This is a genomic window from Sphingobium sp. TomTYG74 (genome assembly GCF_055393875.1).
Genome location: NZ_AP027341.1, coordinates 880075 through 904057, shown reverse-complemented (window position 1 = coordinate 904057; position 23983 = coordinate 880075). Strand labels below are relative to the sequence as shown.

The 23983-nt window shown below is 61.0% G+C and carries 21 protein-coding genes, 1 tRNA gene and 1 pseudogene; 10 read left to right on the top strand and 13 right to left on the bottom strand.

The window, feature by feature from the left end; translation table 11 throughout:
* Window positions 1–11: 11 nt before the first annotated feature.
* Window positions 12–969 (top strand): annotated as a pseudogene (lipA, locus tag ACZ5TB_RS04600) (lipoyl synthase).
* Window positions 970–973: 4 nt separating this feature from the next.
* A complete protein-coding gene (locus ACZ5TB_RS04595; protein WP_464792183.1) occupies window positions 974–1444 on the top strand; it encodes a type II toxin-antitoxin system RatA family toxin in 471 nt (156 codons plus the stop codon).
* Here the strand turns inward: ACZ5TB_RS04595 and ACZ5TB_RS04590 are convergent.
* Together ACZ5TB_RS04590 and ACZ5TB_RS04585 are read right to left on the bottom strand one after the other, a co-directional pair.
* Window positions 1396–1908 carry a CinA family protein gene (locus ACZ5TB_RS04590; protein WP_464792182.1) on the bottom strand — a complete coding sequence of 171 codons (513 nt, stop codon included), beginning with the start codon at window positions 1906–1908 and terminating at the stop codon, window positions 1396–1398. The two genes, ACZ5TB_RS04595 and ACZ5TB_RS04590, sit on opposite strands and share 49 nt — an antisense overlap.
* A 4-nt stretch (window positions 1909–1912) precedes the next feature.
* Complete coding sequence (locus ACZ5TB_RS04585; RefSeq protein WP_464792181.1) at window positions 1913–3088, bottom strand: bifunctional 2-C-methyl-D-erythritol 4-phosphate cytidylyltransferase/2-C-methyl-D-erythritol 2,4-cyclodiphosphate synthase; 1176 nt, start codon at window positions 3086–3088, stop codon at window positions 1913–1915.
* A gap of 102 nt (window positions 3089–3190) precedes the next feature.
* Between ACZ5TB_RS04585 and dusB the strand changes: the two genes are divergently transcribed.
* From dusB to hflX, 7 genes are all read left to right on the top strand, one after another.
* Window positions 3191–4210, top strand: a complete 1020-nt coding sequence (dusB, locus tag ACZ5TB_RS04580) for a tRNA dihydrouridine synthase DusB (RefSeq protein WP_196226516.1) — start codon at window positions 3191–3193, stop codon at window positions 4208–4210.
* Entirely contained in the window at window positions 4207–5319 is a 1113-nt protein-coding gene (locus ACZ5TB_RS04575; protein ID WP_464792180.1) for a two-component system sensor histidine kinase NtrB, read from the top strand. Before dusB ends, ACZ5TB_RS04575 begins: the two co-directional genes overlap by 4 nt.
* Window positions 5316–6758 carry a nitrogen regulation protein NR(I) gene (gene ntrC, locus ACZ5TB_RS04570; protein WP_464792179.1) on the top strand — a complete coding sequence of 481 codons (1443 nt, stop codon included), beginning with the start codon at window positions 5316–5318 and terminating at the stop codon, window positions 6756–6758. Before ACZ5TB_RS04575 ends, ntrC begins: the two co-directional genes overlap by 4 nt.
* Before the next feature lie 93 nt (window positions 6759–6851).
* Entirely contained in the window at window positions 6852–9104 is a 2253-nt protein-coding gene (locus ACZ5TB_RS04565) for a sensor histidine kinase (RefSeq protein WP_464792178.1), read from the top strand.
* Complete coding sequence (gene ntrX / locus ACZ5TB_RS04560) at window positions 9094–10467, top strand: nitrogen assimilation response regulator NtrX (RefSeq protein ID WP_464779564.1); 1374 nt, start codon at window positions 9094–9096, stop codon at window positions 10465–10467. The genes ACZ5TB_RS04565 and ntrX overlap by 11 nt, the downstream gene beginning before the upstream one ends.
* 150 nt (window positions 10468–10617) lie before the next feature.
* On the top strand, window positions 10618–11100 hold the full coding sequence (hfq, locus tag ACZ5TB_RS04555) for an RNA chaperone Hfq (protein ID WP_464792177.1): 483 nt from the start codon (window positions 10618–10620) through the stop codon (window positions 11098–11100).
* A gap of 65 nt (window positions 11101–11165) precedes the next feature.
* Complete coding sequence (gene hflX, locus ACZ5TB_RS04550) at window positions 11166–12497, top strand: GTPase HflX (RefSeq protein WP_464792176.1); 1332 nt, start codon at window positions 11166–11168, stop codon at window positions 12495–12497.
* A 4-nt stretch (window positions 12498–12501) separates the two neighbouring features.
* Here the strand turns inward: hflX and mazG are convergent, their stop codons facing one another.
* From mazG to ACZ5TB_RS04500, 10 genes are all read right to left on the bottom strand, one after another.
* The gene (mazG, locus tag ACZ5TB_RS04545; RefSeq protein ID WP_464792175.1) at window positions 12502–13290 is read right to left on the bottom strand and encodes a nucleoside triphosphate pyrophosphohydrolase; all 789 of its coding nucleotides are present in this window, start codon (window positions 13288–13290) and stop codon (window positions 12502–12504) included.
* 231 nt (window positions 13291–13521) lie between these two features.
* Window positions 13522–14823, bottom strand: coding sequence for an MFS transporter (locus ACZ5TB_RS04540; RefSeq protein ID WP_464779560.1), 1302 nt, complete (start codon window positions 14821–14823; stop codon window positions 13522–13524).
* Complete coding sequence (locus tag ACZ5TB_RS04535; RefSeq protein ID WP_464792174.1) at window positions 14820–15446, bottom strand: retropepsin-like aspartic protease family protein; 627 nt, start codon at window positions 15444–15446, stop codon at window positions 14820–14822. Before ACZ5TB_RS04535 ends, ACZ5TB_RS04540 begins: the two co-directional genes overlap by 4 nt.
* 4 nt (window positions 15447–15450) lie before the next feature.
* Window positions 15451–16236: an MBL fold metallo-hydrolase gene (locus tag ACZ5TB_RS04530; protein ID WP_464792173.1), complete on the bottom strand. Its 786-nt coding sequence runs from the start codon at window positions 16234–16236 to the stop codon at window positions 15451–15453.
* On the bottom strand, window positions 16233–17021 hold the full coding sequence (locus ACZ5TB_RS04525) for a TatD family hydrolase (protein ID WP_464792172.1): 789 nt from the start codon (window positions 17019–17021) through the stop codon (window positions 16233–16235). Before ACZ5TB_RS04525 ends, ACZ5TB_RS04530 begins: the two co-directional genes overlap by 4 nt.
* Window positions 17022–17024: 3 nt before the next feature.
* A complete protein-coding gene (gene metG / locus ACZ5TB_RS04520; RefSeq protein ID WP_464792171.1) occupies window positions 17025–18599 on the bottom strand; it encodes a methionine--tRNA ligase in 1575 nt (524 codons plus the stop codon).
* A 44-nt stretch (window positions 18600–18643) separates the two neighbouring features.
* Window positions 18644–19615 carry an AAA family ATPase gene (locus tag ACZ5TB_RS04515; RefSeq protein WP_464792170.1) on the bottom strand — a complete coding sequence of 324 codons (972 nt, stop codon included), beginning with the start codon at window positions 19613–19615 and terminating at the stop codon, window positions 18644–18646.
* Window positions 19612–20238 carry a dTMP kinase gene (gene tmk, locus ACZ5TB_RS04510; protein WP_464792169.1) on the bottom strand — a complete coding sequence of 209 codons (627 nt, stop codon included), beginning with the start codon at window positions 20236–20238 and terminating at the stop codon, window positions 19612–19614. Before tmk ends, ACZ5TB_RS04515 begins: the two co-directional genes overlap by 4 nt.
* Window positions 20235–21398, bottom strand: a complete 1164-nt coding sequence (locus tag ACZ5TB_RS04505; RefSeq protein WP_464792168.1) for a D-alanyl-D-alanine carboxypeptidase family protein — start codon at window positions 21396–21398, stop codon at window positions 20235–20237. Before ACZ5TB_RS04505 ends, tmk begins: the two co-directional genes overlap by 4 nt.
* Window positions 21399–21491: 93 nt before the next feature.
* On the bottom strand, window positions 21492–22538 hold the full coding sequence (locus tag ACZ5TB_RS04500; protein WP_464792167.1) for a lytic murein transglycosylase: 1047 nt from the start codon (window positions 22536–22538) through the stop codon (window positions 21492–21494).
* Between the two features lie 334 nt (window positions 22539–22872).
* Here ACZ5TB_RS04500 and ACZ5TB_RS04495 point away from each other — a divergent pair.
* Window positions 22873–22962, top strand: a tRNA-Ser gene (locus ACZ5TB_RS04495).
* Window positions 22963–23003: 41 nt separating this feature from the next.
* Here ACZ5TB_RS04495 and ACZ5TB_RS04490 read toward each other — a convergent pair.
* On the bottom strand, window positions 23004–23972 hold the full coding sequence (locus ACZ5TB_RS04490) for a hypothetical protein (protein ID WP_464792166.1): 969 nt from the start codon (window positions 23970–23972) through the stop codon (window positions 23004–23006).
* Window positions 23973–23983: the final 11 nt, after the last annotated feature.

Genomic DNA, 23983 nt, shown 5'->3' with positions numbered 1-23983 from the left:
CAAGAGTGGGCATGCATCGCTATTTGATGGCGCATGACAGACACCGCTCCGCTACCTGTGCAAGCCACTCCGCAACGTGCGCGCAAGCCCGATTGGATCAGGGTGAAGGCGCCGACGAGTCCGGGCTATAACGAAACCCGGAAGCTGATGCGGGAAAAGGGGCTGGCCACGGTCTGCGAAGAAGCGGCTTGCCCGAATATCGGGGAATGCTGGACCAAGAAGCATGCGACCGTGATGATCCTGGGCGACGTGTGCACGCGGGCCTGCGCCTTCTGCAACGTCAAGACCGGCATGCCGCGCAAGGTCGATCCGAACGAGCCGCAGAATCTGGCCGATGCCTGCGCGGAGATGGGGTTGGAGCATATCGTCATCACCTCGGTCGACCGCGATGACTTGCCCGATGGCGGGGCGTCGCAGTTCGTGAAGGTGATCGAAGCGTTGCGGCGGACGACTCCGGACACGACCATCGAGATTTTGACCCCGGATTTCCGGAACAAGCATGAACGCGCAGTCGAGATGATCGTGGCTGCGCGGCCGGACGTCTACAACCATAACCTTGAGACGGTGCCGCGTCTGTATCCGACGATTCGCCCCGGCGCCCGCTACTATGCGTCGCTGCGGTTGCTGGAGACGGTGAAGAAGCTGGACCCGTCGATCTTCACCAAGTCGGGGATCATGCTCGGCCTGGGTGAAGAGCGTCTGGAGGTCCATCAGGTGATGGACGACATGCGTTCGGCCGACATCGATTTCCTGACCATGGGGCAATATCTGCAACCTACGCCAAAGCATGCCAAGGTGATGGAGTTCGTGACGCCTGCGGCGTTCAATGCCTATGCCGGGATCGCGCGCGCAAAGGGATTTTTGCAGGTGGCATCGAGCCCACTGACCCGTTCCAGCTATCATGCGGGTAAGGATTTCGCCGAAATGCGGGCCGCCCGTGAAGCTCAGTTGGCACGGGCAGCGCGCTGAAAACATGCCGAAGCATCACGAAACGAGGCCACTTCCCTACACGCCTGACCAGATGTTCGACCTTGTTTCGAATGTGTCGTCCTATCCTGAATTCCTGCCGTGGGTCAGCGCCATCCGCGTTCGTCAGGACAATGATTCGGAGATGGTCGCTGACATGATCGTCGGCTTCAAAGGCATCAAGGAAAGCTTCACGTCCCGCGTGCACAAGCATCGACCTGATTTCGTGCGCGTGGATTATCTGGAAGGGCCGCTCAAGCACCTGCACAACCAGTGGCGGTTCCGCGATGACGGGAAGGGCGGCGTCCTTGTCGATTTCGAGGTTGAATTCGAGTTCAAGAATCGGCTGTTCGAGATGATCGCCGGGCAGATGTTCGACAAGGCGCTGCGCAAGATGATCGGCGCCTTCGAAACCCGTGCGGCCGAACTTTACGCGGACTCGGGCAGCAGAAGCTCAAGCGCGCAAAGCGCCGCCTGAAGGCGAACGCCGCCCCGGCCGCTATCCTCAAAATGGTGCATATCCGCGACGACCTTATCCGGGTTGCCGCCGCGTTCGGCGCGAGCGAACACGACGGTGCCCACGGGCTTTTGCTCTGATCCGCCGCCGGGACCGGCGATGCCGGTTATGGCAACGGCTACATTAGCGTGGCTTTTGGTGAGAGCGCCCTGCGCCATTGCCCAGGCGGTGGCGATGGAAACGGCCCCGAAGGTTTCCAGCACATCCTGGGAAACCTTCAGCAGTTCATTCTTCATGTCATTGGAATAGGTGATGAATCCTGCTTCAAAAACCTCTGAAGATCCAGCGATTTCGGTGAGGGCAGCGGACACAAGGCCGCCGGTGCAGCTTTCCGCAACAGCGATGGTGCGGCCAGCGCGGCGATTGGCGATGATGACGCGTTCGGCGAGGTCCACCAATTCGGCGGGGAGGATGCGATCTGGCATGGGGTCAGAATAGCGCGGGGAGGGAGATGGTTGCAACGGCTTGTGCAGCGATGCCTTCGCGGCGTCCGGCAAAGCCCAGACGTTCGGTGGTGGTGGCCTTCACGCTGACCCGGTCGATGGGAATGGCTAGCAACTTGCTGATGCGCTGGCGCATTGCATCGCGGTGAGGGCCGATCTTCGGCGCCTCGCAAATGATCGTGACGTCGATATGATCAATGCGGCCGCCCCGGAACGTTACCCGCTCTCCGGCATATTCTAGGAATCGGGAGGATGCCGCGCCGCGCCATTGCGGGTCGGATGGAGGGAAGTGAGTGCCGATGTCCCCTTCGGCAAGAGCGCCGAGAATGGCGTCTACAATCGCGTGGATCGCGACATCGGCATCGCTGTGACCCGCGAGACCCGTTTCATGGGGGACCTGAATGCCGCAAAGCCAAAGCTCTTCGTCCGCAGCGAGCCGATGCACATCATAGCCCATGCCGACGCGGGTCGTTCGTTGCGATGCCAGCAGCGCTTCGGCCCGGATAAAATCCTGGGGATAGGTCAATTTTTCCAACCTTTCGTCGCCGGGAACCAGCGTGACGTCATGACCCGCGTGACGCAGCATCTGGGCATCATCGGTGGCTTCGCGGCCATTGTCCCAGTTGCGATGCGCGGTGAGGATGGCGTCGAAGTGAAATGCTTGCGGGGTTTGCACCCGGAAGAGCGCCGATCGATCCACAATGTCGCCCACCAGGTCGCCAGCTGACTTTACCAATGTGTCGGCGACGGGGAGGGCGGGAATGGCGCCCGGCGCGAAGTCGAGCGCGGCCAGCAGTTGATCGATCATGGAAGCGGACAGGAAAGGACGGGCAGCATCGTGAATTAGCACTCTGTCCGCGCCACCGGCGGCGGCGATGGCCTCAAGCCCGGCGCGGACCGATCCGCGGCGGCTGTCCGCGCCCTGGAGAATTGAAGCGACCTGATCCTCGTCAATCAGCGACCGGACTGTTTCCTCCTGCCCGGCGCCGATGACCAGGTAGACCGCACCGACCAGCGGATGAGCCGCCAGTGCCTGAACGGAGTGGGCGATGACGGCCTTACCCCCGATGGGACGGAATTGCTTAGGTGTATCGCCCCCGGCGCGACTGCCCTGTCCGGCGGCGAGCACCAGCGCGGCGACCCTGTGATTGCTCCCTGTCATCGCAGCGCGTGTAGCGAACGGCGGGCCGCTCCGCCAGACGGCTTGCTTGCCGCATCGCCGCTTTTCCGCTAAGGGCTGCCTGTTTTTTAGGCAAAGCTGGTGATGCGCATAATTTCCCCCATCTCCGTTGGTCCGGTGACGATCGACATGCCCGTGATCCTGGCGCCGATGACTGGCGTCACGGATATGCCGTTCCGCACTCTGGTCCGCCGTTACGGATCGGGCCTGAATGTGACGGAGATGATCGCGAGCGCGGCAATGATCCGCGAGACGCGGCAGTCTTTGCAGAAGGCGGCCTGGCATCCGGTGGAGGAGCCGGTGTCCATGCAGCTTGCAGGATGTTCACCGCAGGAAATGGCCGAAGCGGCGAAGCTGAATGCCGATCGTGGCGCGGCGATCATCGACATCAATATGGGCTGTCCGGTCAAGAAAGTTGTAAACGGCGACGCGGGTAGCGCTCTGATGCGCGACCTGCCTCTGGCCGCTGCGCTGATTGAGGCGACCGTGAAGGCCGTCGATGTGCCGGTTACCGTCAAGATGCGCATGGGGTGGGATCATGCCAGCCTCAACGCCCCTGAACTGGCGCGGATTGCGCAGGATCTGGGCGCGAAGATGATCACTGTACATGGGCGGACGCGCTGCCAGATGTACAAGGGCAGCGCCGATTGGGCGTTCGTTCGAAATGTGAAGGATGCCGTGTCGCTGCCCGTGATCGTCAATGGGGACATCTGCTCGATCGAAGATGCGGAAACAGCGCTGGAGCAGAGTGGCGCGGACGGCGTCATGATCGGTCGGGGCGCCTATGGTCGGCCTTGGCTGATCGGACAGGTGATGCACTGGTTCCGCACGGGGCAGCGCCTTCCCGATCCTTCGCTAGCCGAACAATATCAGCTGATAACAGAGCATTATCGTGCGATGATCGAGCATTATGACGGCCTGACGGGCGTCAACATGGCTCGCAAGCATATCGGTTGGTATACAAAGGGGCTCACCGGATCGGCGGAGTTTCGTAACGCCGTCAATCAGGAGCCGGATGGCGACGTGGTGCTGGATATGCTGGCGCGCTTTTATGAGCCGCTGATTGCGCAGGACGGAGCGATCGAGACGCGCAAGGCGGCATGACCATGCCACTGACGACTGTCCCGCCGCCCCCGATGCAGCAGGATGGGCCATCGCCGTCGGAATTGATGATCGCACTCCCCGTGGCGACATTAATCGTGGCGCCTGACAACAGCATTGCGGATGCGAATGTTCGGGCGGAAACTTTGCTAAACATGGCCCGGTCCGCGATCGTGGGAAGTGATGTCACGCGCACGGTTCGAATGGCGGATGCGAGCTCTCGCTTCGACATTTGGCATAGCAGCAAGCCAATCGCCGCTTATGACGTCAAGGTGCATGCGGGGCGAACGGCGGAGATGGAAGTCGATCTGATGATCGCGCCGATTGTCGATCATGAAGGGTGGCGAGTGGTGTCGATCCACGCTCAAAGCCATGCGCGGCAAATTGGTCATCGTGGCACCCCGGGCGGCGCGCGATCGGCCATGGGGGCCGCAGCCATATTGGCCCATGAGATCAAGAACCCACTGTCGGGCATCCGTGGCGCAGCGCAGCTTCTGGAGTCCGGCAACGATGGACGCGATGCCGTGCTGACCCAGTTGATCTGCAACGAGGTCGATCGGATCGCCGCCCTGATCGACCGGATGCAGGATTTTACGACCGATCACAGGTTGGAATGCCGCCCAGGCAACATCTATCCCATGATAGATCGGGCGGCCAACATCGCTGCTGCCGGTTTTGCAAGAAATATGAGGATCATAAAGCGTTACGATCCGTCATTGCCATTTGCCGTCATCAATGACGATGCACTTGTGCAGATCATGCTCAACCTGCTGAAAAATGCCGCCGAGGCGCTGGATGAAGTTAGAGAGCCCTGCATCCGCGTCGAAACCGCGTTCCGCCATGGCGTGTCGGTCGTGCTAGGCGATGGAAAGGGCAGCGCGGTACTGCCGATCGAGATACTGGTCATCGATAATGGGCCGGGCGTGCCTGAACATATATTGGATCACCTGTTCAACCCCTTCATCACGGGCAAGCGCGACGGGCAGGGGCTGGGGCTGGCATTGGTGGATAAGCTGGTGCGGGACATGAATGGGTTCGTCCAATATTCACGCGATCCCGACGCGGGCGAATCGACGTTTCGAATCCTGCTTCCCATGGGGATGGGAGCATGACGACCACGGGGTCGATACTGGTCGTCGATGACGATCCCGCCATTTGCATGGTGGTCGGGGAAGCGCTGCGTCGGCAGGGGCATAAGGTAAAGACCGCCTCGTCCATTCGGGAGCGTAGCGCCCTGATCGACAGTTTTGCGCCGGATGTACTCATAACTGACGTCATGCTGCCGGATGGAGATGGCTTGGACGGCGTCGCGGAGATCCTGGAGCGCAGGCCGGGCCTTAGCGTGATCATATTGTCGGCGCAGAACACTTTGAACACTGCGATCCGCGCCACGGAGAAGGGGGCCTTCGAATATCTTCCCAAGCCGTTCGACCTCAATGAATTAGCGCGGGCGGTGGGGGACGCCCTGGGCATGAACAAGGCCGAGGAGGGCAATCAGGAGGATGGCCTTCCGCACGATGGCCTGCCTCTCGTCGGACGATCTCCCGCCATGCAGGAGGTTTACCGGACTATCGCGCGGGTATTGTCCAACGATCTTAGCATTCTGGTGCTGGGGGAGTCGGGTACGGGCAAGGAACTTGTCGCCGAAGCGATCCATGGGCTGGGGCAGCGCCGCACCAAGCCGTTCGTTGCCATCAACATGGCGGCAATCCCGCGCGAACTGATTGAGGCCGAACTGTTCGGCTATGAGAAGGGCGCGTTTACGGGAGCCAACGTCCGCACCGCCGGCAAGTTCGAGCAGGCGCAGGGCGGAACCCTCTTCCTCGACGAGATTGGCGATATGCCGATGGAAGCGCAGACGCGCCTGCTGCGGGTTTTGCAGTCGGGTGAGGTGACGACGGTCGGTGGATCGAAACCCGTGCGGGTGAATGTCCGCATCGTCGCGGCGACGAACAAGGATCTTCCCAAGCTGATCGAGGAGAACAGGTTCCGGGAAGACCTTTATTACCGGCTGAATGTCGTGCCTATCCCCTTGCCTGCCTTGCGCGAGCGGCGGGAGGATGTGATCCTGCTCGCAAGGCATTTCCTGGAACGCGCCGCGCAGGAGGGGCTGCCCCGAAAGACGCTGTCGGACGATGCCGCGCAATTGCTGATGGCCTATCATTGGCCGGGCAATGTGCGTGAGCTTCAGAACCTGATGCAGAGGCTGGCGGTGCTGAGCCGTGAGACTGTGATCGCGGGAGAGATGTTGCGCAACAGCCTGCCACTGGACTTGGTGCCTCCTGAGTATGCCGCGCCTGCCGATCAATTGGTCCTGGCCGTGCGCGAATGGGCAAAGCGGCAGTTGGGGGTCGGCATCGGACAGCCCAATCGGAACCTGCATGATGATATGCTGGCGGTCGTCGAACCGATCCTGTTGCAGGAAACGCTGGCGAGCGTGGATGGTAACCAGATCCGGGCCGCCGGGTTGCTGGGGATCAACCGTAACACGTTGCGCAAGAAGTTGACCGACTATGGTTTGGACCCGCTGCAGTTGCGCGTTTCGGACTGAGCCGGGACGAAACGACACAGGCGTTCGGCCAAGGGACAATCTGTCCCAAATACTGTGTTTGATCAGGCACGGCGTTGTTGTAAGAAAGCCACTATGGAAGGTGCAGTGACTCTCTCCACGCGAGGTCGGGCATGGAAGAGATATTTTCCGCCCTTCCTTCGACGTCATCTCGCTCCGCTGGTGGAGGCGGTCACGTTGATGCTGTTCCTTGGAACGGCGGGCATCACCTATTTCCTGTTGTCGGGCCAGGGGCAGTCCTACACGCTGCTCACGCCGCCGATCGTCGCGTTGCTGCTGGTGGGAAATCTGGTTCCGGCGATCGCGCTTCTCGTGCTGCTTGGACGCCGGGTCGCGAAGCGCCGCGCCGCCCAGTCCGCGATAGGCAGCGACGGGCAACTTCACGTCAGGCTGGTGGCCATCTTCTCGATCGTGGCCAGCGTCCCGATGTTGCTGGTCGTCATCTTTGCCTCACTGTTGTTCCAATATGGCGTGCAATTCTGGTTTTCGGACAGCGCGCGCGGGATGTTGCAAAATGCCAGCGACCTTGCGCGCGGCTATTATGAGCAGAATCTTCGCGAGGTGGGCGACGAAACCGTCACCATGGCGAGCGACTTGCGGGATTATCTCGGCCAATCGAAGGTATCGAGCCCGCGTTTTGCCGAAGGTTATATTTATCAGGTTGTCACACGAAAGCTCAATCGCTCGGCAATCATTGAAGTGGGTAAGGACGGCGTGGCGCGTACCGCCGCAACGGTTGATCCGGATAGCCGACCCGCCTCAGACATGCTGTCACCCGATGCGATCAAGCGACTGGAAGCTGGCGAGAATGTGGTTGTCGCCGCGAAGCCAAACCAGATCGAAGCGGTGACGCTGCTCTACCCCGGCGCGAAAATCTATCTTTATGCCACTCGGGATTCCGGTTCGACTGCGTTCAGCAACGTGGAGCGCGCCCAGAAGGTCCTGTCCGACTATGATATCTTCGCCGCCCAATCACGCGCCCTTCAGCTACGATTTAACGTTGCCCTTTTCGTGGGATCGCTTCTGCTGGTTGGCATAGCGGTCTATATCGCTTTGGCAGTTGCGGATTGGATGGTTCGCCCGGTGAATGAGTTGGTGACCGCCGCCCGGCGGGTGACGGCAGGTGACCTGTCCGCTCGCGTTACCAGTCCCCAGTCCCGCGATGAAATCGGAACGCTCGCATCTGCCTTCAACAGGATGACCCAGAGGTTGGAAGCGCAGACCGGCGCGCTCGTCGCCGCAAACAGCCAGTTGGATGAACGTCGCGCCTTTATCGAAGCCATCCTGTCAGGGGTTTCCGCAGGCGTATTGTCGGTGGACAGGGAAGGGGTGATCCTGCTTCTCAACAGTTCGGCCGCCGCCATTCTGGTGAAGGACGGCGATGATCCGGTAGGGCGACCGCTGAGCGCCGTTTCGCCAGAACTGGCGGCCCTTATCGCTTCGGAGGAGGGGGCGGGGATTGTCCAGACACGCGCGCATGGCGAAGTACGGACCTTGGCCGTCAAAGTGTCGGAGGACGCGTCCCGCCATATCCTGACGTTCGACGACATCACGCAGCAATTGTCCGATCAACGACGCGCCGCGTGGTCAGATGTGGCTCGTCGGATAGCGCATGAGATCAAGAACCCGTTGACGCCCATCCAGCTCGCGGCCGAGCGTTTGCAGCGGCGCTATGCCGAGGAAGTGACGAGCGACAAGGCCACCTTCGCTCGCCTGACCGGGACCATCGTCAGACAGGTAGGCGACCTGCGACGGATCGTGGATGAATTTTCTTCGTTTGCCCGGATGCCCAAACCTGTGTTCCGCCGCGAGGCTGTTGCGGATATCGCCCGTCATGCCCTGTTCCTGCACGAAGTGGCACATCCCGACGTCAAGTTTGAATTCCATGGCGGGCCACATGATATGGAACTTGTTTGCGACCGGCGGCAGTTGGGGCAGGCGCTGACCAATATCGTAAAAAATGCCGTGGAGGCTATCGAACCCAAGCCCGAACCTGCCGAGGGTGGAGTCCGTGGTCATGTTCGCATGACGGTCGGTCAGGAGGACGGCAACCTGCTCATCAACGTCAGCGATGACGGGATCGGGCTTCCGCCGGAGCGGGAGAGGGTGCTGGAACCCTATATGACGACCCGCAGCAAGGGGACGGGCTTGGGGCTCGCGATCGTCAAGAAGATCGTCGAGGAACATATGGGTGAAATCCGCCTGGAAGATGCGGAAGGCGGAGGGACGAGCGTTACGTTGCGCTTCCCCACTGCCGCTCTTGAGAAATTGGAAGAAGGGCAGGTCGTAGCATTGCCCAAGGGAAAAGTGACAGCCAATGGCGCTTGATATTTTGGTAGTCGATGATGAAGAGGACATCCGTGATCTGGTCGCGGGCGTGCTTGAGGATGAGGGCTTTACCACTCGCACTGCCGCCAACAGCGACAGCGCGATCGAGGCGCTGGATACCAGACGTCCTTCGCTGGTCCTGCTGGACGTCTGGCTTCAGGGGTCGACGCTGGACGGTCTGGAATTGCTGGACGTGATCAAGCAACGCGACGCGACCATTCCGGTGCTCATGATTTCAGGGCATGGAAATATCGACACGGCCGTGGCTGCGATCCGCAAGGGCGCGGCGGACTTTATCGAAAAGCCTTTCGAGGCCGACCGGCTGTTGCATCTGGTCGCGCGCGCTACAGAGACCGAGAGATTGCGGCGGGAAAATCAGGTCCTGCGTGCCCGGTTTGGACAGGATGACGAACTCACGGGCACGTCGGCCGCAATCAATGCGGTTCGGGCGACGATAAAAAAGGTCGCGGGCACGGGCAGCCGGGTGCTGATTTCCGGTCCTGCGGGCGTCGGCAAAGAAGTAGCGGCTCGCATGCTTCACAGCTGGAGCGGGAGGGCCGACGCGCCCTTCATCATCGTCGCGGCGGCGCGAATGGACCCCGACCGGGTCGAAGAGGAACTGTTCGGCGTCGAAGATCCCAGCGGCCTTGTGCGTCCCGGCTATCTTGAGCAGGCGCATGGCGGCACGCTTTACCTTGACGAGATCGCGGACATGCCCGTCACGACGCAGGGCAAGATATTGCGGGTTCTGACGGATCAGAGCTTCACGCGCGTGGGCGGGCAACGGCAGGTGAAGGTGGACGTACGCGTCATCTCTTCGACCGCGCGGGACCTGGCGGCGGAAATTGAGGAGCGGCGGTTCCGGGAAGACCTGTTCTATCGCCTCAACGTCGTGCCCCTCATCATCCCTTCCTTGTCGGAACGGCGAGATGACATACCACCGCTGGTCGAGCATTATCTCGCACGGTTCGCGGCGGAACGGCGGGTGCCGTCGCCGGAGATCGCCAGTGATGCCATGGCCGCGCTTCAGGCGAACGAATGGCCCGGCAACGTTCGCCAACTGCGCAACGTCATCGAGCGGACGATGATCCTCGCTCCGGGCGAGCGGATTGGCCGGATCGAGCTGGACATGCTGCCTAGCGAACTTTCCAGCAATGGCGCAGGCGAAGGGATGGGTCAGTCCGCGATCATGGGGGCGCCGTTGCGGGAAGCACGCGAAAGTTTCGAACGCGAGTATCTGCGCATTCAGATCAGGCGATTTTCCGGCAACATATCCCGGACGGCCACGTTCATCGGCATGGAGCGGTCTGCGTTGCACCGCAAGCTCAAGCTGCTTGGGATCACGGATGGAAAAGACAATTGATGCAAGGGGATGAACGATAGCCCATCTGGGGCATGGACGCCCCTTCGCAATTGCGGTAGCTTTCTGATTGCCCCCGGTGAGCGGGGGCAGGCAAGACACCCTGCCCAGGGGTGCAAGAGCGGGTAACGTCCCGCCAATAAGGTGAAGACCATGGCAGAAAAACTCAATAATCTTCAGGACATATTCCTGAACAACCTGCGCAAGAGCAAAACCCCCGTGACCATGTTTCTGGTAAAGGGTGTGAAGCTGCAAGGGATCATCACCTGGTTCGACAACTTCTCAGTTCTGTTGCGGCGCGATGGGCAATCGCAGCTTGTCTACAAGCACGCAATTTCCACTGTGATGCCCGCTCAGTCGATGGACCTGACGGACCTTCGCAAGGCGAGCGACGGCAATGCCAAGCCCAAGCTGCTTCAGGAAATCTTTCTGAGCGCCGTCCGCAAGTCCGGGAGCCCGGTAACCATGTTCCTGGTCAACGGCGTGATGTTGCAGGGCGAGATCGCTGCATTCGATCTTTTCTGCATGCTGCTGGAGCGCGACGGCATGGTGCAGCTTGTCTACAAGCATGCCATCTCCACTGTTCAACCTCTCCATGCGCTCGACCTGAGTGGCGAAGGCGAGGGTGAGGATTGATCAATCTATTTCGGTACGGCCCGCCTTCTGATGAGGCGGGTCGGCGCCTGATGCGTTAGCCGCTTATGGCCGTCTTCAACCGGGACTCTGCCGACGAAGTGTCGCGCGGCGCGCGGGCCATAGTCGTGCGCGCTGAAACTCACGGCGTCGAAAGGCGTGATAGTGACGCCCGTCTTGAGGAGGCGAAAGGCCTCGCTCTGGCTATCGGCATAGACGTGCGCGCGGCGCAAGCGTTTCGTGTGCGGGATCGGAAGCCCGCAACGCTGTTCGGAAGTGGTCAGGTCGATCAGATCGCGACCCTGGCGCGGATGGAAGATGCCGAACTGGTCATTGTCGACAACGCGTTGAGCCCGGTCCAGCAGAGCAATCTTGAAAAGGCGACCGAAGCCAAGGTGATCGACCGAACCGGGTTGATTCTGGAAATCTTCGGCGAACGCGCGGCCACCAATGAGGGACGCCTTCAGGTCGAACTGGCCCATCTTGATTATCAGGCGGGCAGGCTGGTGCGCAGCTGGACCCATCTTGAACGGCAGCGTGGCGGCTTTGGATTCCTTGGCGGCCCCGGCGAAACGCAGATCGAGGCGGACCGGCGGATGATCCGGGATCGCATGGCAAAGATCAGGCGTGAACTTGACCAGGTGACCCGCACCCGCAGTCTGCATCGGGCGCGGCGGCAGCGGGCTCCCTGGCCGGTGATCGCGCTCGTCGGTTATACCAATGCTGGCAAGTCCACGCTTTTCAACCGCATGACGGGCGCCGATGTCATGGCGGAAGATTTGCTGTTCGCGACGCTGGACCCGACCATGCGCCAGATCGCATTACCGGGATTGGACAAGGCGATCCTGTCGGACACGGTCGGCTTTGTGTCGGACCTTCCGACTCAGCTTATTGCGGCGTTTCGCGCCACGCTGGAAGAGGTTCTGTCCGCTGACCTCATCATACATGTCCGCGACATCGCGCATCCCGATAGCGAGGCGCAGCGCGATGATGTGCTGGACGTGCTGAGTGAGCTTGGTGTTGCGGGTGAGGGCGCTCTTGAGGGCGGAGCAGGGGACGACGCTCCCCCGATTATCGAGGCGTGGAATAAACTTGATCTGCTCGGTGAGGAAGAAGCTGCGCAACTTCGGGAAATTGCGGAGCGGCGCGGAGATGTCGTGATCCTTTCCGCTCTGACTGGGGACGGCGTGGATGATCTGCAACGATGCATAAGCGCCCGACTGACTGCTGGCGCGCAAATCCATCAACTTCGAGTGCCGTTGGCGGATGGCGCTGCCGTTGCCTGGCTGCACGAGCATGGTGAAGTGATAGGCAGCGAAACAGTGGATAGCGAGCTTGTCGTCAAGGTTCGGCTGTCCGACTCTGCCTTTGCTCGTTTCAGGAAACGCGCGGGTTCTTGATCGATCAAGGGCGGGCCAATTCGCGTTTGGCCTGCCGCCACAGAGCTTCTTTTCCATCAAGGTCGAGGCTTTGAAATCGATCGCCAGCGGTCTGTTCCATGACGCGGAAGCGGGCTTCGAATTTCGCGCTGGCGGCCCGTAGCGCGGCTTCTGGATCGACCTTCAGGTGCCGGGCCAGATTGACGACAGCAAACAGCAGGTCGCCGACCTCCTCCTTATGTTCTTCGGGCGATGTGGCGTCGTGAACTTCCTGCAATTCCTCTTCAATCTTTGCGACCGCACCTTGGGTGTCGGGCCAGTCGAAGCCAGTGCGGGCGGCGCGCTTCTGGAGCTTTTCGGCGCGGAGTAGTGCTGGGAGCGCGTTGGCAACGCCTGCGAGAGCGCTGCTGTCGGGTTCTCTGGCGGCGCGTTCGGCTGCTTTAATCGCTTCCCATTGGGCGTGGCCATGTTCGCGTTCGGCACCTTCGCCGAAGATGTGCGGATGGCGGCGGATCATTTTGTCGGTGACGCCGTCGATGACGTCCTGGAGATTGAAGTGCCCGGCTTGTTCGGCCATGCGACTGTGGAAGGCTACCTGTAGCAGGAGGTCGCCGAGTTCGTCGCAGAGCGCGGGCATGTCGTTACGTTCGATCGCGTCGGCCACTTCATAGGCTTCCTCGATCGTGTAGGGAGCGATGCTGGCGAAATCCTGCTGGATATCCCAAGGACATCCGGTGTCCGGATCGCGGAGACGGGCCATGACGTTGGCGAGCGGCATGATGTCGGCGGGGCTCGCTTTGGTGCTGGATGACATGGGGGTCCTGAAATCAAGAAGGAAGTGGCGAGAAGATAGAGTTTTGGTTGGGGGAAGGCTATCCCTTCCGGACTGACGTTTGTTCGATAATATATATTATGTTAAATATCAACATAGGTGACCGTTCGTAGCGTAGCCAGATGAGGCAATTAGTCGCTGTCACCGATAGTCACCTGCCACCGAAACGTGAACGCTCCTTTTATCAGGCGATACCGAGAACGCCCCCGCATATTAGTCTTCCCGGATCTGACTATGGCGGCGGGTGTCGGGCATTTTGATGTAGATGATCAGCGATATGGCGATCATGACGCTTACATAGATGTAAAATGCCTGTTCGATGCCGATCTGCTTGAAATAGAGCGCCACGAATTCGGCCGTTCCGCCGAACAATGTGTTCGCCAAAGCATATGGCAACGCGACGCCGAGCGCGCGGATATGGGCTGGGAAAAGCTCCGCCTTCACGACGGCGTTGATCGATGTGTAGCCGGTGACGATGATCAAGCCCGCCATCACCAGCAGGCCCGCTATCAAGGGATCACGAGTTACGGCAAGCGTGGCGAATATCGGATAAGTGAACAGCAAGCCCAGGATGCCGAACCCGATCATCAACGGTTTACGCCCGATCCGGTCGGAAAGCGCCCCGGCTACAGGTTGCAACAACATGAAAAAGAACAAGGTTATCCCATTGATCTGTGATGCTGTTTCCCGGCTTAGCCCCGACGTGTTCACCAGGAATTTCTGCATGTAGATGGAATAGGCATAGAAAGCGATGGTGCCGCCCGCCGTGAGCAGCATCACGGTCAGCGTTTCGCGAGGATGCTTGGTGATGAGCTCGACAAAGCCGGATCGCGGCGCTCCTTCGGCTTTCGCCGCGTGGTAGCTCTGCGTTTCACTGAGCCCACGGCGCAGCCAGAAGACGATCACGGCCAGCGCACCACCAATCACGAAAGGTATCCGCCATCCCCAGGCATCAAGCTGCGCAGTGGTCAGCACGCCCTGAAGGACAAGCAGCACGCAAATTGCGACGAGTTGCCCGGCGATAAGCGTAACATATTGAAAGCTTGAGAAGAAGCCGCGCCGATCTCGTCCCGCCATTTCAGACAGATAGGTTGCGCTGGCCCCATATTCGCCGCCGATCGAAAGGCCCTGCATCAGGCGGGCAAGGACGAGTAGCAGGGGCGCCCCTACCCCGATCACATCATAGCCGGGCGTCACGGCAATAAGCAGCGAACCCGCGCACATGAGAGCCACGGACAGGGTGAGACCGCTTTTGCGTCCATGTCGGTCAGCATAAATGCCCATCAGCCAAGCGCCGATCGGCCGCATCAGGAAGCCCACGGCGAATATCCCTGCGGCGCTCAAAAGCTGGGCGGTGCGATCTTCGCTCGGGAAGAAATGCGGTGCGAAATAGAGTGTGAAGGCGGCATAGGCGTACCAGTCATACCATTCCACGAGATTGCCGGTGGAACCGCCGATGATCGCCTTCAACCTTTCACGCTGGGTCGGTGCGCGCAGCGCCAAGGTTGCCGTCATGGATTCAGCACCATCTCACCATTTTCGACGCCCCAGCTTTTGAGCCGGGACAGCATGTTCATCCCTATGACGTTCACCTCACCAAAGGCGGGCGATATGACGATCGGAAGATCGCTAGACCGGATTGGGCCGATGGCGAGGGTGGAGATGGAGGAACGCTTGGCGTCAATCTGACCGTTGGCGGTCATCATCGACACGCCCGGTGCGTTCAGGTCAAAATTGAGCCCGGCCGCACGCGCCGAGGGGACGGAAAGGGCCGTGATGCTGGCGCCGCTGTCTATGAGGAAACGGGTGGCAGTGCCATTGACTGTTCCTTCGACCCAGAAATGTCCGTCAGGCGCCATGGGAATGCGAAGTGCCTGACCTTCGGCGCGGGCAGGAGGCGGTGTTGGGGGCGTTTCCTGCGAAACCGGCCCTGCCCCTTCCCCAGCCATTCTGGTAGAGAAAAGTCCGGCTTTCTCACCAATTTTGAACAATCCCAGCAGGGCCGCGAATATGGCGACCCAGACCAGTGCAAGGCGGAGCATGCCAGCCATGGGCATGCGGCGAGCCAGCAAGGCGGAGCCGACGAGAACAAGCGCGAGCACATACCAGATGCTGGAAGCCGCCTGATCCCCATTCATGCCGTCAGCCCCCATCCCCGTTCAATTCGATCCACATGCCATCATAGCCGGGCTCCACGCCGTCCGGCAGCGTTTTCAACAGAGCCGCATAGTCCATGCTTTGATCCATATGCGTGAGAACGGCGCGGCCGGGACGGACGGCCGAAATGCCATCGAGGGTCAGGGCCAGATGCGGATGGGTCGGATGCGGCTTTTCGCGGAGGGCGTCGACAACCCAGACGTCCAACCCGTCGTAAAGGCTGATCATGTCGGCTGTAAGATCATGAAAATCAGTGGCATAGCCTATCGACCGGCCACCCGATGTGAAGCGAAAGCCGGTTGAGTAAATCTCGCCATGGGGCTGGTCTGTGCAAGCGATGTCGATGTCACCGATGCGCAGGCCATCGGGCAGCACATGCGGTTCAATGGTCTGATGATAGCCCTGTCGTCCTTCAAAGGCGTAGGCAAAGCGTTCCTTCAGAAGTTTGAGCGTCTGGCGGCGGGCATAGCCTGGCACGGGCGTGCGGCGGTGGTGGTAAAGCTGGCGCGCGTCATCGATGCCGTGACAATGATCGGCATGGTCGTGGGTCCAGAGAATGGCGTCGATATGGATGACATCGGCGGCCAGCAGCTGGGCGCGCATGTCGGGGGACGTATCGATCAGGAGACGCGTGGTGGGGCTTTCTACCAGGATCGAGGCCCGTGTCCGCCGGTTCTTCGGCTCGGCAGGGTCGCAGCTTCCCCAGTCATTGCCGATCCGCGGGACGCCCGATGAGGTGCCACAACCCAGGATGGTGAGCTTAAGGCTCATGCCGTCTGCGCTGCTCCGGCCTTGCTGAACAAGCTGTGGAAGTTCGCTGAGGTTGCGGCGGCTAGTTGCTCCTCGCTTTCGCCGCGCAGCTTTGCCAGAAAGCGCGCGGTGTCGGCCACGAATGCCGGTTCGCAGGACTTGCCACGGTGAGGCACGGGCGCGAGGAAGGGGGAGTCCGTTTCGACCAGCAGCCGATCGAGCGGTAGACGGGCAGCGGTTTCCTGAAGATCCTTCGCGCTTTTGAAGGTCACGATGCCCGAAATGCTGATGTAAAAGCCGAGGTCCAACGCCGCATCGGCAAAGGCTCCGCTGGCGGTGAAGCAATGGATGACGCCGGGATAGGCGCCCTGCCCCATTTCCTCGCGCAGGATGGCGAGCGTATCCTCCTCGGCATCGCGGGTGTGGACGATGAGCGGCAGGCCGGTCGCGCGGGACGCGGCGATATGGGCGCGAAAGCTGCTTTGCTGTCGGGCGCGGTCGCTATGGTCATAATAATAATCGAGGCCGGTTTCCCCGATGCCTACGACCCGTGGATGGGCGGCGCGTTCGATCAGCTTGGCTGTGTCGATGTGGGGATGCTCGTCGGCCTCGTGGGGATGGATTCCCACTGTGGCGTAGACATCGGGTTGCTGTTCGGCTGTCGCGAGCACCGCATCCCATTCGCTTTCGCGGGTCGCGATGTTGAGCATCAGATCGATGCCAGCGGAGCGCGCCCGTTCAAGCACATTCTGCTGATCTTCGACCAAGCCTTTGTAATTCAAGTGACAATGGCTGTCGATCAACATGGATCAGGCGTCCGCTTCGGTAAGTTCGAGGCGCGGGAAGAGTGGCTTGGGCGCGCCGAGGGTGAACCCGCTGGCGCGGAGATCGGCGTAGCTGCTGCTGCCGATCGCTTCGTAGGTCCGGCTCGTCTGCGGAACGCCCATCTGGTCTAGGAGCGCGGTGGCGCTGGCGGGTATCACGGGCTGGATGATGATGGCGAGGTTGGCGATGGCTTCGTAAAGCGTCGCCAGCACCGCCTCCATCCGGGCCGGGTCGGTCTTGCGCAAAGCCCAGGGCGCTTGCGCGTCGATATAGGCGTTGCATGCGAATACCGCGCGCATCCACGCTTCGATCGCCGTAGAGGGGGCAAGATCGGCCATGGCGGTCTGGAAGGTTTGGGCAGCGTCGCTGATCGTTTTCAGCAGATCGCTGTCCACATCATGCGGCGCGGGTTCGGGCAGGCGGCCTTCCAGATTCTTGGCGATGAAGCTCAGGGTGCGCTGCGCCAGATTGCCGAAGCTGTTGGCTAGGTCGCTGTTCGATCGGGCGACGATCGCCTCTGCGCTGTAGCTGCCGTCGTTGCCGAAAGTAACTTCGGACAGGAGGAAATAGCGGAGCTGATCGACGCCGAAACGCTCGGCCAGTTCCATTGGGTCGGCGACGTTGCCGACCGACTTCGACATCTTCTCACCACGGTTGAGGAGGAAGCCGTGGCCGAAGATCTGCTTGGGCAAAGGCAGTTTCGCACTCATCAGGAATGCTGGCCAGTAAACGGTATGAAAACGCACGATATCTTTGCCGATGATGTGCGTTATGTCGCCGCCTTCGGACCAGTAGCGCGCCATGCGTTCGGCGTCGTCGGGATAGCCGCAGCCAGTCAAATAATTGGTGAGCGCGTCGACCCAGACATACATGACATGAGATGTACCGGCTTCGGCACTGCCCGGCACCTTGACGCCCCAGTCGAAGCTGGTGCGCGAGACGCTGAGGTCAGAAAGGCCGCCCTCCACGAAGCGCATGATTTCGTTGCGGCGGCTGTCGGGCTGAATGAAGTCGGGCTGGCTGTTGTAGAGGTCGAGCAGCTTTTGCTGATAGGCGGACAGGCGGAAGAACCAGCTTTCCTCGACCGTCCATTCGACCGGCGTGCCCTGAGGTGAGAGCTTTTCGCCCCCTTCCCCATCGACCAGTTCCTTTTCGTCGTAAAAGGCTTCGTCGCGGACGGAGTACCAGCCTTCATAGCGGCCGAGATAGAGGTCGCCATTGGCCTCCATCGCCTGCCAGATGGCTTGGGATGCGCGGTGATGGTCAGGCTCGCTGGTGCGGATGAAACGATCATAGCTGATGTTCAGCCTGTCGTTCATATCCTTGAAATATCCGGACATTTCGTCAGCCAGCGCGCGCGGTTCGATGCCGCGCGCGCGGGCGGCCTGATCCATTTTCAGGCCATGTTCGTCAGTGCCGGTCTGGAAAAAGACGTCGCGGCCCATCATCCGCTGGAACCGGGCGATCGCGTCAGTGGCGATCACCTCATAGGCATGGCCGATATGGGGGCGGCCGTTGGGATAGCTGATGGCGGTGGTGATGGTGTAGGGCTGCGACATGCGCCTTCCCTAGCGGCTGTTAAGGCGCGCGCAAAGCCTGCTTTTCAACGCTGATCGGGCGCGAGGGCGGCAACATGGCCCGCGAGTTCGAAAGCGACGGCAGCGGGATCGAGCGAGAGGATGATGGCGCCGCTGGCGAGTTGGCGCGCGGCTTCCCAATGGTCGAGCGCGCTGCCGAGCGCGGGGCCGCTGCGCTCGCGGGCGGCGTCGGCGATGAAGGCGGGGACGCGTTCGAGGAATGCTTCATAGCGCGGGCGCGCAGCTTTGCCGGAGAGCTGCTTTGCGAGGATGAGGCGGTGGCGGTTGCCGGGGTCGCCATCGGCTGCGATCGCGCGGAGCATGCGGTCCAGGTCGGTTACGTCGAGGCCCGCGTAGCGCAGGGCTTTCCCGGGGGCGCCCTCTCCCAGGGCGGCGAGCGCTTCTATGTCTGCGGGTGAGAGGTCCGGCTGCTCTCGGCGGAGGATGGTGCGCATGGCTTCGTGGTCCAGCGGGTCGAAGCGCAGGGTGCGGCAGCGCGAGCGGATGGTCGGCAAAAGGCGGCCGGGCGCGTGGCTGACGAGGAAGAAGAGCATGTCGGCGGGCGGCTCTTCCAGCGTTTTGAGTAGCGCGTTGGCGGCGCCGCGTTCGAGGTCGTCGGCGCTGTCGATGACGACGATGCGGCGTTGGGACAGGGAGGGGGCGGACTGGACGAGGCGCTGGAGGCCGCGCACCTGATCGACGGAGATGTTGCGGGCGGTGCCGGTTTCTTTTTCCAGACAGTAGAGTTCGGCGTAGTCGGGATGGGCTTCCGCTTCGATCAGCTTGCGGATGGGGTGATCGGTGGGGACGGACAGGCCTTCGCCGTCGGGTGCGGGGCCTGCTGCTTCGGCTAGGAGGCGAAGGGCGAGCGCACGGGCGAAGCTCGCCTTGCCGATGCCGCGCGGGCCAGCGAATATCCAGCCATGATGCATGCGGCCACTGCGGGCGGCGGCGAGCAGCATGTCGGCTTGGGTGTCATGGCCGAGGATCGCGGTCATGACAGTAGGTCGTGGAGCGCTGCGAGGAGGCGCGAGGTTACGGCTTCGGGGTGGCCCGACGCGTCTAGGGTGCGGATGCGGGCGGGGTCTTGCTCGGCGAAGCGGGTGAAGGCGGCGGCGACATTGGCGTGGAAAGCGGCGTCGCGGCCTCCGATGCGGTCGGCGGCGTCTCCGTCGCGGGACCAGGCGCGTTGCTGTGCCTCGGCTTCGGGGAGCGTGAGGAAGAAGGTTCGGTCGGGGAGGAAGTCGGCGCTGCCGATGCGGTGGAGGGCCAATATGTCGGTGTCGGTGAGGTCGCCCATGCCTTGATAGGCGCGGCTGCTGTCGAGGAACCGGTCGGACAGCACCCATGCGCCGCGATCCAGCGCGGGGCGGATCGTCTTTTCGATATGATCGGCGCGAGCGGCGGCGAAAAGGAGCGCTTCGGCGCGGGGGTTCCAGCGGTCGGCGGCTCCGGTGAGGAGGAGGGCGCGGATGGCTTCGGCGCCTTCGCTGCCGCCGGGTTCGCGGGTTTCCACGACTTCCAGGCCCTTGGCGCGCAAGGCGGCGGCGAGGGCGCGGAGTTGCGTCGATTTACCGGCGCCCTCCCCGCCCTCCAAAGTGATGAACCGGCCGCGTGTCACCCGAAGAAGGACTTCAGACCGTTCCAGAGGCGACCGAAGATGCCCGCTTCGGACACTTCCTCGCCCGCCACCAGAGGCAGGACCTGCGGCGGGGTGTCGGGGGTGGAGACGATCAGTTCGGCGACCTTCTGCCCCTTTGCGATGGGCGCCTTGATCGGGCCGGTATAGGCGACCTTGACCGAGATGTTGCCCGATGCGGTGCGAGGCAGCGTTACGGCCATGTCCTGCGGCGCGACGAGCGGCACGCTGGTTGCGCTGCCCAGCTGAACTTCGGCGGTTTCGACGGTCTGGCCCTTTTTGAAAAGCGGCTGCGCCTTCCACGCCTTGAAGCCCCAGTCCATGAAACGGACCGACTCTGCGATGCGGCCGTTGAAGCTGGTAAGGCCTGCCACGACCATGACCAGGCGGCGGCCGTCCTGTTCGGCTGAACCAGTGAAGCCGTAGCCTGCTTCTTGCGTATGGCCGGTCTTGAGGCCATCTGCGCCCGCGATTTTGCCAAGAATGGGATTGCGGTTCCCCTGCGCGATGTCGGAGCCGCCCATGGTCTTGCCCCAGGTGAAGGAGCGCGTGGCGTAGAAGCGCTTGTAGAGGTCCGGCGTTTCTTCGATCGTGGCTTCGGCAAGAAGGGCAAGATCCTGCGCAGTTACGTAGGTGACGCCTTCATCGGGCCAGCCGTTGCTGGTGCCGAAATGGCTGTTCTTAAGACCAAGGCGCTTGGCTTCGTCATTCATCTGCGCGACGAAGGCCTGCTCCGTTCCGGCGATCCCTTCGGCTAGCACGACGCAGGCGTCATTGCCCGAAAGGGTCACGATGCCGTGGAGGAGATTTTCCACCGACACCTGCTCACCCGCCGACAGGAACATGGTCGAACCGGCCGCAGGGCCGTGCCACTGCTTCCAGGTTTCGGGGCGGACGGTGAATTTCGTGTCGAGCTTCAAATCGCCCTTCTGGATCAGGCGGAAGGCAACGTGCGCCGTCATCATCTTCGCCATGGAAGCAGGCGGGATGCGCGTTTCGCCGCCCTTGTCATAGAGCACGGCGCCCGATGACAGGTCCTTCATGTAAGCGATGGGCGCCTCACTGGTGTAGGGAGGCGCCGCAGCCGTGAGAGGCTGCGCCAGCAATCCGACGAAGAGGATGGCGGCTAGTGACTTGTTCATGAGGACTGCCTTCGCACTGATGGATTCGGGTGATGAGAATGCCGTGCCCCTGTCATTAGCCATGACAGACACATTCTCAAGAGGGCTGGCGCTTTACTGCCTGACGGCGTCTGCAAGCAGCCCGACCGACAGCGCGTAGAAATTCGAGCAATTATAATCAAGGATCGCCCGGTAATTGCTGGTGAGCAGATAGGCGGTCTTGCCCGGACCATCGGGTTCGAGCAGCGTTGCCAGCACCGTGTCCGCTGGCCAGCTGCCGCCCGTCGGGACGATGCCCCGGCTGCGCCATTCGGCCATTGTCAGCCAGCGGCTGTGACGGTTGAACACGCGGGGACAGCGCGCGGGTGAAAGCCGTGCCGACACGCTCGCCCGGTTGAACCCGGCGGGCACCGATACGGCGACGCCCCATGGCTGGCCGCGCCGCCAGCCTGCGTTGACGAAATAATTGGCGATAGAAGCGAGCGCGTCGGCTTCGCTGTTCCAGATATCGGCGCGGCCATCGCCGTCGCCATCCTTGGCCAAGCGCAGATAGACGCTGGGAAGAAATTGGGGATAGCCCGTCGCCCCTGCCCAACTGCCGATCAGGCGGCTGCGCGGCACGCCATTGTCCAGCATCTTGAGCGTCGCCAGCAATTCCGGTTCGAACAGGGTGCGGCGGCGGCCTTCATAGGACAGCGTCGCGAGCGAACGGATGAGGTCGAAGTCGCCGGTATAGGAACCGTAGTTGGTTTCATGGCCATAGATCGCGACCATGATTTCCTCCGGCACGCCGGTTTCCGCCTCTATCCGGGCAAGCCGGGCGCGGTTCGCCTGATAAGCGGTGCGGCCACGGCTGATGCGCGCGGCATCGACATGCTGACGCCGATAGGGTTCGAAATTTGGAATGGGCGAATAGGCCCCTCCCCCCGGCTGGTTCTGATCCAGTTGGACGACGCGCGGGTTCGGCGTGAGCGTGGGGAAGACGGAATCTAGCGTGGAAGAGCGGATGCCCATCGCCTGCGCCTTTGGCCGCAGCGTTTCCAGATAGCTGCGAAAACCCGCGTCCTGAGCCATGTCCTGCGTCATGCCAGGCCCCGCCATCAAGCTGCCCGCCGTGACGACGGCAAGACGCAGTAGAAGCGAGTGAATGGTTGAACGCATTAGAGAATCTCCCTCAGCCCTTTGTGGCACAGCGACAGCAGGAGGCGAAATCCCCCTTGTCGCTTCCGTTCCCACAAGAACGCGCCGAAAGCGGATTTTGGTCATTTTACGCTTGGCATGACGCAAAGCTTCGCTAGGAAGCGAGCGGACGGACAGGTGGCCGAGTGGTTTAAGGCAGCGGTCTTGAAAGCTAACGGGGGTTTCGACGCTCGGCGGCACGGACTGACAAAAAAGGAGCGTAGTTAGAATCGCTTAGCGACGGGTCGGGAAATGGAAAAAGCGAGCGGCAGCGCCGCCATCTAGCAGATTTCTAGCCGCGCCGCTGAATCGGTATGGAAGAGTGTCCGAGTGGTTTAAGGAACTGGTCTTGAAAACCAGCGACGGGGCAACCCGTCCGTGGGTTCGAATCCCACCTCTTCCGCCATCCCCGTCATCGCGTCGTGGGGGCTATGCAGGTGCTTCTCGTCAGAACGGCACATCGTCATCGAGGTCGCTGTCAAACGGGGAGGCCAATGACGAAGCCAGCTTCCTCGGAGCGCTAAGAGCCTTAGCCGGCACCACCGCCGGAAGCTGCTTGGTTTCGTCTTCGGCAGCCTTCGCTTCTGCGACCGTCTGCATAATACTAGTAGTCAGCTTATGGGTGATGTCTACCGACGCCCAGAGCGTACCGGGAACGCTTAGGATCAAATAAGCCAAACGTGCGACGGCCAACATATTAAGCCGACGCTTCTCCAGTTCAGCTTCAAAGGCATCGAGTTTCTTTAATAGAGCCTCACGCTTAGCGGCGCTCATATTGCCATTCTCAATGCATTGCTTGAGCCCGCTAAGATACGTTCTTAGTTGATCTTTTGTCTTGGGTAGAACCTCAACAGAATCACGTTTCGCGCGAAGGCTATTATCCAATATCAATTGCGTGACATAGTGATCTAAATCAGATTTGAATTGACGATGATCTGTGTCTCGAAAATTGGAATATTGAGGCACCTCCATCGAATAAAATGGCTCAATCTCGAAACGTTTCGCAGCCGCGACAACCACGTTCATAAAACTGTAGCGAAGCTCTTCGATCTTCTGCCACTCATACTGATTTTCCGGATCAAGCGCACCAATTTTGGTGGAAAGGCTCCGTTGAGTTGCGTTGACGAGCTGCATAAACGCCATGCGCGGATCTTCGTCGAGATCGTCAAGTTCGTCCTGATTAACAAATTCCAGAATGCTCATCGGCCACACGCCCCACTGATGCCCTCTGTTGCGATCGGTAGCATGAACATCCGCAGTTTCCCAGACGTTCTCACTTCGTTCTAGAGCGTCGTGCTGCGAAGCAAAGCGTGCCATCCCATACGCCGCCGCTTTTCCATAGCAACCTGAAGTCCCGTTGATACAAATCGCCAGCAATACAGAGGATCGATACGACAGCAACTTGTCGGTACCCATCGTGCACGTCA